This is a genomic window from Lentzea sp. NPDC102401, assembly GCF_044765805.1.
Lineage (GTDB): Bacteria > Actinomycetota > Actinomycetes > Mycobacteriales > Pseudonocardiaceae > Lentzea > Lentzea sokolovensis.
In genome coordinates, this window is sequence record NZ_JBIWKS010000001.1 from 341,010 (window position 1) to 350,958 (window position 9,949).

At 71.1% G+C, this 9,949-nt stretch carries 6 protein-coding genes; all 6 read right to left on the minus strand.

Annotation, left to right across the window (positions count from 1 at the left end; translation table 11 throughout):
- Position 1 precedes the first annotated feature (1 nt).
- The 6 genes from ACIRG5_RS01690 to ACIRG5_RS01715 are packed head-to-tail and all read right to left on the minus strand — an operon-like array spanning position 2 to position 9,826.
- Complete coding sequence (locus ACIRG5_RS01690) at positions 2-1,735, minus strand: ATP-binding cassette domain-containing protein (protein ID WP_402898557.1); 1,734 nt, start codon at positions 1,733-1,735, stop codon at positions 2-4.
- A complete protein-coding gene (locus ACIRG5_RS01695) occupies positions 1,728-3,386 on the minus strand; it encodes an ATP-binding cassette domain-containing protein (RefSeq protein WP_402898560.1) in 1,659 nt (552 codons plus the stop codon). The genes ACIRG5_RS01690 and ACIRG5_RS01695 overlap by 8 nt, the downstream gene beginning before the upstream one ends.
- Positions 3,383-4,948, minus strand: a complete 1,566-nt coding sequence (locus ACIRG5_RS01700) for an alpha/beta fold hydrolase (RefSeq protein WP_402898562.1) — start codon at positions 4,946-4,948, stop codon at positions 3,383-3,385. Before ACIRG5_RS01700 ends, ACIRG5_RS01695 begins: the two co-directional genes overlap by 4 nt.
- Positions 4,945-6,525 carry a hypothetical protein gene (locus ACIRG5_RS01705; RefSeq protein WP_402898565.1) on the minus strand — a complete coding sequence of 527 codons (1,581 nt, stop codon included), beginning with the start codon at positions 6,523-6,525 and terminating at the stop codon, positions 4,945-4,947. Before ACIRG5_RS01705 ends, ACIRG5_RS01700 begins: the two co-directional genes overlap by 4 nt.
- Positions 6,522-7,250 (minus strand): GNAT family N-acetyltransferase, encoded by a 729-nt coding sequence (locus ACIRG5_RS01710; RefSeq protein WP_402898567.1) that lies wholly within the window; start codon positions 7,248-7,250, stop codon positions 6,522-6,524. The genes ACIRG5_RS01705 and ACIRG5_RS01710 overlap by 4 nt, the downstream gene beginning before the upstream one ends.
- A complete protein-coding gene (locus tag ACIRG5_RS01715; protein WP_402898569.1) occupies positions 7,247-9,826 on the minus strand; it encodes a lanthionine synthetase LanC family protein in 2,580 nt (859 codons plus the stop codon). The genes ACIRG5_RS01710 and ACIRG5_RS01715 overlap by 4 nt, the downstream gene beginning before the upstream one ends.
- Positions 9,827-9,949: the final 123 nt, after the last annotated feature.

The window sequence follows — 9,949 nt, forward strand, 5'->3', positions numbered from 1 at the left end:
ATCAGTCGGCGAACGCGTCCGCCTGCGACCGGTAGAGCCGCGCGTAGCGGCCGTTCCGGTCCAGCAACGCCCGGTGTGTGCCGAGTTCCGCGACGCCGCCGTCGGCGAGCACCACGATCAGGTCCGCCGATCTGACGGTGGAGAAGCGGTGCGTGACCAGGATCGTGATCATGCCGTTCGCCCCGTCGGTGGCCCTGGTCATGCTGTCGAAGAGGGCGTCCTCGGTGAACGCGTCCAGCGAGGCGGTCGGTTCGTCGAAGAACCGCACCAGCGGGGTGGTCCTGGCCAGGCCGCGGGCGAGCGCGATCCGTTGCCACTGACCGGTGGAGAGGTCCGTGCCGCCCCACGACGTGCCGAGCTGGGCGTCCTGGTCCAGCACGTCGGCGCCGGCCCTGGTGATGGCGTTGCGGACGTGCCCGGTGTCGTCGAGGTGTTCGAGGTCGCCCACGCCGACCGCGTGCTGGACGGTGAACTCGAAGCGGGCGAAGTCCTGGAACGCCGCCGCGAGCCTGGCACGCCACTCGTGGACGTCCAGGTCGGCGAGGTCCACGCCGTCGACCGTGATCCGGCCTTCGGTGGGCTCGTACATCCTGGTCAGGAGCTTGACGAGGGTGGTCTTCCCGGCGCCGTTCGCCCCGACCACGGCCAGCGCCGCGCCCGCCGGGATGGTCAGCGAGACGTCGCGCAGCACCCACCTGTCCGTGCCGGGATAGCGGAAGGACACGTTCTCCAGCCGAATGCCCTCGACGATCTGCTCCGGTGCTCGTTCGCCACCGGTCGCGGTGTGGGCGTGGTCGGCGAGCCAGAGGAAACGGCTGACGGTGTGCAGGGTGCGGCCGAAGCCCGCGACGGCCTGGATCGGCCAGATCACCGCGGTCTGCACCTGCTGTCCGAGGTAGATGGCCAGCACCACGTCACCGGGTGCCGACCTGCCCTGGATCGCCTGGTGCAGCACGAAACCGACGGCGGTGATCACGCCGGTCACGTAGAGGACCTGCTGGGCGAGTGAGAGGAGCGCGACCTTGCGTTCGGCGTGCTCGATCGGCCGGCGCTGGGCGTTCCAGAGCGTGCCGATGCGGCGTTCGAGGTTGTCCGCGAGTCCGAAGAGCCGGATCTCCACGGCGGCGTCCTGATCCTGGGCGACCGCACGCAGGTGCCGGGCCGTGCGACCGGGCAGCGCCGACTGGTCTTCCGCCTGTGCCCGCCACCGCTGCTGGGCCTTCGTGATCAGCAGAGCGGGCAACGCGAGCAGCACCAGCAGGAGCATCGCCGGGTGCGCGACGACCAGCAGGACGAGGACCGTGAGGCCCGCGCAGATCGCCTTGATCGTGACGGCGAGGGCGCTCATCGAGTTGCCGAGCTGGCCTTGGCGCTGCCGCAGGATCTCGAGCTGGTCCTGGTACTCGGCGCGCTCGAAGTGTTCGAGGGTGGGCAGTTCGGCGGACAGGCGTGCGATCTCGATGTCGAACGCGTGCGCGACCTTCTCCCCCAGCACCATCCGCCACTGGCTGGCCGACAGGTCGAGCTGCCAGCCGAGTCCCGCGCCGAGCACGAGCGCGGCGACACCGGTGACGACCTGGCGGGTGTCGTTCTGGACGACGCCGTTGGTGAGCAGCGCCAGCCACAGCCCGGACAGCAGAACGAGGGTGTTGCCGAACGGCTCGGCGATCATCGCGAGGGTCAGTCTGCGGTCCACCCGCCACGCCATCGCCACCAGGACGCGGATCTCACGCATGACTCACCTCCGCGAACCGTTCTGCCTGCAGGGAGTACATCGCGGCGTACTGCCCGTTCGCCGCCATCAGTTCGGCGTGGGTGCCGTCCTCGGCGATGCGGCCGTCCGCGATGACGACGATGCGATCGGCGTGTTTCACCGACGCCAACCGGTGTGACACGAGAATGGTGGTGATCTCGCCGGCCAGTTCGCTGAAGCGGGCGAAGAGTTCTTCCTCGGCCAGCACGTCGAGGTTGGCGCTGGGTTCGTCCATGATCAGGGTGCCGGACTCGACCGCTCGCAACGCCCTGGCCAGCGCGACCTTCTGCCACTGGCCGCCGGAGAGGTCGCGGCCGTTCGGGTGCGAGGACGACAGGACCGTCTCCCAGCCGTGCGGGAGGTCGTCGAGCAGTCCTTTGCCGCCCGCGCGTTCCAGCGCTTCTTCGACGCCTCCCTCGCCGAAGCCGATGTTGTCCTTCAGCGAGAGTTCGAAGCGGGTGAACCGTTGCACGATCGCGCTGACCTTGCCGGGCATGACGATCTCACCGCTGTCCGGCTGGTAGATGCCGCACAACAGGTTGACGAGCGTGCTCTTGCCCGCGCCGTTCTCGCCGACGATCGCCAGCGACTGTCCTTTCGGGACCGTGAGGTCGATGCCCTTCAGGACCGGCTTTCCGGCGTATCCGAAGTGGACGTTCGTCAGCTGGATGGCCTGTGCGGTCACCTGTGGTCGAGTGGGTGCCGCGGTGAGGCGCTGAGCGAGCGTCCTGGCCAGTTCCGCGACCTTGCGGGCGCGGGCCAGCGGGATCTCGGCGCCGAACACGTAACCGAGCGCGCTCGTGGACAGCACCGCCTGGGCGTAGACGACGATCTCCGCCGGTGTGGTGGTGGCCTGGGCGATCGCGGTGAGGACGACGAGATGGGCGAGCAGCACACCGCCGGTCGCGGCGAACACCGTGCGCATGCCCAGCTTGCGTCCCGCCCAGACGACCTCCAGCGCGCCGAGGTAGGAGTCGCGGTAGAGCGGCACCAGCCACCCGGCCAGGCCGAACACGCGGATCTCCTTGGCTGCGGGGCTGTCCACGGCGAGGCCGCGCAGGTAGCGGGCGCGGCGCAGCGCGTTCTCGCCCTGCTGCGCGCCGAGGGTCATGCCGTGATCGAGCCACTTCCGCACGCCGAAGCTCAGGCCGCGCCACCCCAGGAACATGACGATCGGCGCCCACCAGGCGAACGTCGCCAGCACCACGGCGGCGCCGACGCCGGTCGCCCGTTGCCTCAGCAGTTCCTTGAGGGCGGTGATGGTGCCTACGTACCCGTCGACGCGTTCGAACTCGGCCAGCGCGCCGAGTTCCTTCGTGGTCTTGGGGTCGGCCAGGTTCGCGGCGCTCGTGCGGAGGGTGGCGCCGGCGACCGTCTCGTGGACGGCCTGGGCGAACCTGCCGTCGAGAACGGCGGCTTCGTGGTCCAGGACCGCGGAGAGCACGGTGCCGACGAGGAGTGCGGTGCCGAACAGGGCGAGCCCGAAAGTGGCCTGCGCGGGATCGTCCGGGAGTCCGGCGACGAGCACGCCCGACGCAGCGATGGCGGCGGCCGGGGCGAGGCCCTGCAGCACCGCCAGCACGCAGAACAGGGCGAACCGCCAGCGACCGGCTTGCCAGAGCAACGGCTTCACGCCGACACCTCCTCACGCACGGCGGGGGCCATCAGGTGTCCCAGGTGTGCCACGACGGCGGCCGTCCACGCCGCCATGTCGGCTGGTTCGTGGCCGTTCCCCTGCTGCTCCACATAGCGCTCCGCGCCCAACTGCTCCACGAAGGCACGCGACTGGCCGACCGGAACCCTGTCGTCTCCCTCGCTGTGCCCGATCATCAGCCGTGGCGCGGCGAAGGGCCGGTGGATCGGACTGCGTGCGCGCAGCTCGTCCGGATCCTCTGCCAGAGCGCTGAGTTCGGTTCTGAGCCACTGGCGGTGCAGGCCGGTCGCGGACTCCAGCAACGCGTTCAGGTCCGTGACCGGCGCCCACACCGCGACGGCGTCCACCAGGTCGGGTGCGGCCGCGAGCAGGGCCAGGTAGGCGCCGTAGCTCTGTCCGTACAGGCACAACGGCCGGTCGCCACGCAGTTCGCGCAACCGGGCGACGACGGCCGCGACGTCGGCGCCGCCCCAGTCGCCGACCACGACGTCGCGGAACGAGTCTCCGTAGCCGGAGCTGCCGGGGTAGTTCATGCCGATGACGGTCCAGCCCGAGTCGATCAACGCGGCGATCATCGGTTCGTGGATCTGCCTGAGCTGACTGCGCGGGCCGCCGTGCAGGTGCAGCACCACGCCGCCGTGGCCGTTCTCCGGTTCGTAGAGCCATTCCGGCGACTGCGCCGATTCGCGATGCCGCCAGCGGACGGTGATCTCCTCGCGCTGCTGGCCGGGCAGCGGCCGCATTCGTCCACTGTGGATGTTCCAGCGAACGAGCGCGGGTGACGCGGCCGGGGACTGGTGGCGGCCGAGGAGGTGGCGTTCGTCGGCGGTGAAGGTCAGGTCGGTGGCGATGCCGTGGTCGGGCACCGGTGTTCCGATGATGTGACCATCTCGATCCAGCACCCGGTGGACGTACCGGTGGTCGGTCCAGGCCGTCGTGAGCAGCAGGCCGGACGGCGAGACCGCGATTCCCCCGCCTCCCTCGGTGAACCAGCGCGTCTGGCCGGTGGCGATGTCCAGCACACCCGGCACATCGCCCCCTCCCGTCAACGCGACGAGCGGGCCTTCTCCTGCCGCTGACACCGCATCGAGGTCGATCCGCTCGCCGTCCTGGATCAGCGTCACGCCTCGGTCGCTGGTGAAGACCAAGCTGTTCCGGTCCCATGCGGCGACCGAGCGCACCCCCTCGGTGCCGTCGAGGAGCCGGTAGCTGCCGTCGTCGGGGCGATGCACGCACAGCATCGGGCGGCCGTCGCGCACGACCGCGATCAGTGCTTCCTCACCGTCGTACCGCAGCGTGCGTCCGACCACCGGATGCGATGACGTCAACATCCGGTGGTCGGTGTCCAGGAGGCCCAGTTCGCCTCGGCGGCGCAACGCGAGCAGAGTCGGGGCGGCCCAGCCGGCGAGGTGCCAGTCGCCGGCCGGGATCCAGTCCGTCGCGGCCAGGTCCGCGCTGCCGTCCGGGGCGACCCCGACGAGGCCGACCTCGCCCGGTCGGGTCAGGGCGAGCAGGTCGCCGCCTGGGGAGAGCAGCGTCATGCCGCACCGGCTAGCAGACCCCGCAGTGCCAGGAGATCCTCGGCGACGACGGCGTGCGCGGCGCGTTCCCGCAGCAGTGCTTCCGGCTGTTCGCCGAGGTTGCGCAGGACCGCGTCGACGACGTCCGGCGCGCCGCGGCGCATCCGGCTGACCGCGGCGAGGTACCAGCGGGCCGCCTCGGTGGTCGCGCCGGCCGTCAGCCGCCGGTCGGCGAGGCGGAAGCAGACCGCGGAGACGACTTTCTCGCTCGCCTGGTTCGTGTCGGCCGCGCGGTCGAACAGGTCGAGCAGCCGCGTGGCGACGGCCTCCGCCTCGGTCTCCTCCCCCGCGTCCAGGAGCACCCGCACGAGGTCGGACGCGACGTAGGTGGCGTTGGCGACGTCGTCCGCGATGCCCCACGCCTGCCGGTAGAGGCCCATGGCCTCGGGGGTGCCGCGACGCAGTTTGGCCAGGTTGGTCAGGAGCTGGACCTGTTGGTCGGCAACGGTGTCGTGGCCTTCCAGCAGTTTCAGCGCGGTCCGCATGCTGGTGACGGCGCCGTCGAAGTCGCGGTCGCGGTAGAGGGCGAGCGCGGCGCCGTTGAACGACGCGGCGACCTGGGTGGCCGGCACGTCCAGTTCGCGGGCGCGCGCGAAGCACCGTGCGGCCGACGAACGCTCAGCCGGGTCGGGGTCCTTGGCGAGCAGCTGGCCGAGGCTGTAGGCGAGCATCGCCTGCCGCGCCGGTTCGACGTCCCACTTCGCGGCCTGGTCCAGGATCAGACCGGCCAGCGCGCCGGAGACGCGGCGGCGATCCGCCACCAGTGCCGCCAGGTAGGCGCTCGCCGCCGTGCCGTGCGGGATGTCGTCGGATCGGAGCGCGCGCCGGTAGAGGTTGCCCGCGTAGCGCGACAGGACGCGTCCCTGGCCGGCGGCTTCGGCGGCGGCACCGGCGGTGAAGGCTTTGAGCGCCAGCACGGGATCGGTGAGCAGCGCGGCCGTCGAGAGTGGCGCGGACGAGGTCGTGACGACCTCCGCGGCCAGTTCCGGGGTGATCGGCAACGGGCGCGCGACCGGGGTGGCGCAGGTGCGCAGACCGTCCCTTGTGGACGTCACGGCGTGGACGAGCGAGTCGTCCCAGCCGTGAACCGCTTGCCAGGCGCGGAACTCGTTCTCCGGCACCGATCCCCCGGCCAGGCGCAGCATCGCCAGGATCTCGTCGCCTTCGGCCGGGACTGCGCCGGGGATGTGCCGGAGCACGGTGACCGATTGCGCTTCCCCGCGCATCAGCCGCATGCGGCACTCCTGCAGGAACCGCACGTCGTCGTGGGTCGGCGCGCCGACCAGTTCGACGACCACAGCTCGTTCGCCGCCCTCGGCCAGCCACTCACGCACGGCTCTGACCTCGGCGCGCAGCCGCGCTTCGCGTTCGTCGTGGCACCTGAGCAACGCCGTGGTCAGGTCAGCGGGTCCGTCTTCCTTGAGCCACAACGGCCGCCCTGCCGACAGGTAGTAGCGGACCTTTCCATGGCGTGCCCGCAGGTCGGCCAGCACGCCGGGAATCCACGCGGACTCGACCGACAGCACCGTCACGCTCATGACGTCACCCGGCTCGCCTTGAGCGTCGCGCGGTCCTGCACGAAGCCGATCGACCGGTACAGCCGGCGCGCGGTGAAGTTCTCCGCCATCACGTTGAGGCGGCAGTCGGTGTATCCGGCGGACGCGAGCGCGAGCATGCTGCGCACCAGCAACGTCTTGCCCAGGCCCGCTCCCCGCTGCCCGGACTCGACCACGAGGTGCCCGATCAGCGGCACGCCCCGGTCCTCCGTCACGGCGATCGCGCCCTTGGTGCCGTCCTCGACGATCCTCAGGCTGGCTTCCTCGATGAGCGGTCCGTACTGGCCGGACACGATCTCCTCGAACACGCCGCGGTCGTGGTCGCCGCCCGGCAGTTCGGTCGTGAACGGCGCGATCAGGTACCCGACCGGCAGCGCCCGTTCGAATGACGCGATCATCTCGCTGTCGAGCTTGAGCCACATCGGCACGATGCGGCCGCAGTCCGTGCCGCCGACGTCCCAGAACTCCGGGTGGACCGCGACGATGTCGTTCATCCCGAGCCCTCGCAGGTACACGAGCACTTCGGCCAGGTGCTTCACAGTCGCCGGATCGTCGCGCTGCGGCAGGCATTCGGTGACGTAGGTGAGGCCTTGAGCAGGCCTCACGACGCATTCGAACACCGTCTCGCCGTTGCGCTTGGTGATGACGCGCCGGTGGGAGCCCCAGTCCACGACCATCTCGTGGACCAGGAGGTCGGTGAGGTTCACGGTCGCTCCTCGAGTCGCAGGGTCAGTGGCGAACGGGCGACGTGGCCCGCGAGCCGAAGCCGGAACGCGTGCACGCCGGTGTAGCCGCGCATGTAGTCGGGCCGGGGCACGCCGAGCCCTTCCGGCGCCCACTTGACGGCGAACCCGTCCCGGAACCGCAGCGCGTCGAGCTTGCGTCCGATGTGGACGGCGCCCTCGTGGAACTCCTCGTGGTCCGCCGCCAGGTCGAGCAGGAAGTCCCCGTCCCCCGCCAGCCCGTGGCACCGGCAGGTGCTCCCGAACGGCCGCGCGGTCGTGATCGCCCGGCCCGCCGCGATAGCGCCTCGGGTCAGGTCGTCGTCTCCGGTGTGTTCTGCCAGCGCGTGCAGCAGGATGCCGACCCCCGCCGCGCCGTTGCACCAGTGCGACCAGACGGTGTCGCTGTTCGGTTTGTGCGGCCAGGACAGGCCTTTCGCGGCGGGAACCGCGTGGGTCAGCAGCGCGCGCCCGGTGGCGACGGCCAGGTCGACCGCGACCGGATCGTCCACGGCGAGTCCGGCGTGCAGCAGGAAGTACGCGACACCCGCGCTGCCGTGCGCGAACCCGTGGAACGCCGAACCGTTGTTCGGCCAGGCGGGAATGCCGTCCTTCGTCGACACCCCGGCGAGGATCCTGACGATGATCTTCGAGACCTCGTCCGCTCCTTCGCCCGTGGCGCGCAGCAACGCCGTTCTCGCCAACCCGACGCCCGCCCAGCCGTGGGTGATGTCCCAGCCGTGGACGTCGATCGCCGCGAGTTCGTCCGCGAACCTCAGTGCTTCCTGCCGCCACAGGCCAGGTTCGTGACCCGCCTGCGCCAGGTCGGCCATGAGCCACGGGAGTGAGCCGAGGCCGAAGTACAGGCCTGGCGGAGTCTGGCCCGGCACGACGGGGGTGTTCTCGACGGTCCAGGTCAGGAGCTTGTCGGTGTGCTTGAGCCACGTCCGGTCGCCGGTGGCTTCCCACAGGTCGAGGTAGAAGCGGGCGATGCCGGCCGTGCCCGCCATGAACGAGGCCGGGTGCATCGAGCCGGGAGCCCAGCGCTGAGGCCACGGCCAGGGATGCCGATCCCACTCGGCCAGGCGGACGAGCTCCTCACCGGCCTCGACCGCTTCCTCGACCGTCGAATCGGCGTCGCCGACACTGTCAGACCCGCTTGAGATGATGGGAGTGGGGGCCTCACGCTCCCCCCGGAGGGGGCGAGGGTGAATCGATTCCGCTCCGTCACCCAACCGGGTGCGAATCTCGTCCAACGCGGCCGCGCCCAGCCCGGCAGGCGCGAAAGCGTCCAACACCGCCGGCAGGTGCGATCCGTAGCTGACGTCCCGCCCCAGGAAAGGGTCGATGCCGGTCAGCACGTAGTGCCCGATGGCCGCGAGCGCGTACTCCGTGTCCGCTGCCCAAGGCGCAGCAGCCGGCACGTACCCAGGCGTGTGCGCGACGAACGGCGGTTCCGGCGAGTCGACGCGCCCGGCGTGCTCCAGATCGATCACGGCCAGCCGGGCCCCGTCGACCATGATGTTGTTCGGAGTCAGGTCGAGCAGCCGGATCCCGTGCGCCTCAACGTCCCTGACCAGCCGCCGCACCCCGTCCAGCAGCTCCAGCAACGAGGCAGGCGACACCTCGGAGCGGTAGTTCCGGCGCTCCACCTCGGCCCGCAACGTCCGTCCCGGCAGGAACTCCTGCACGAGGTACGCGTTGTCCTCCTGGTGGAAGAACGCCAACGGCTCCGGCGCCAGCCCCGACCCGCTCAACGCCCGCAGCAGCTGCCACTCGTTGCGCAGAGCGGTGCGCGAGTCCCGGCCGAGCCGGTCGGGCGTGGTCCCGATCCTGGCTTCCTTCAACACGGCCGGCACGCCCCGGTGCAGGACGCGGTACACGCCGCCCTTCACCGACTGCCGCAGCACGCCCTGCACGACGATCTCGCGCCCGAACAGCCCGCTGCCGGGTCGCGCCAGGAACGCCCGCGGCCGCGCGGGCGCCAGGTCGTCGATCCAGTCCGGCGCGGCCACGCCCGGCGCACGCCGATCTTCCACGCGACGGCCGGACGGGTCTACGAGCACGTATTTCAGGCCCTGCTCGACAGGGTCGAAGACGCTCTGCCCGACGAACGCGCCGTAGCGGAGGTAGACGTTGCTGTGCGGCCGGAACCGGCGATCGGACGGAACGACGGGCGCGTCGAACTCGCGGGTGACCGCGTCCAGCGACGCCGCGAGCGACTCGACGTCCGACTCCGGGTAGATGGTGATGAACTTGCCCGACTGGCTCAGCGGGGAGGGCGGCGAGCTGAGGTCCATCAGCTTGTCGACGGACCGCGCGGCCTTCCAGCGCAGTGACAGCGGAACGACGACGGCGGCCACCCGGCGCAGCACCTCGGCGGCGTGCCGGGGCGAGGCGCTCACGTGGATCTTCCAGCCCTGGCGGCGGGCCGGACGGTCGGCCACCGGGTCGAAGTGCCACCAGAACGGTTCACCGCGCACGGTGTAGGTGTCGGCGCAGGCGGCGGCGATCTCGCCGGCCTCGCGCCGGATCGGGTCCGGGGCAACGCGTCGTCGCATGACATTCACCTGCCTGAGAAGGGACTTGCGGTGGGGGGGGGGGGGGGGGGGGCCCCCCCCGCCCCGGGGGGGGGGGGGGGTGGGGGGCGCGCCCCCGGCGCGCCGAGGGGGGGGGGGGTGTGC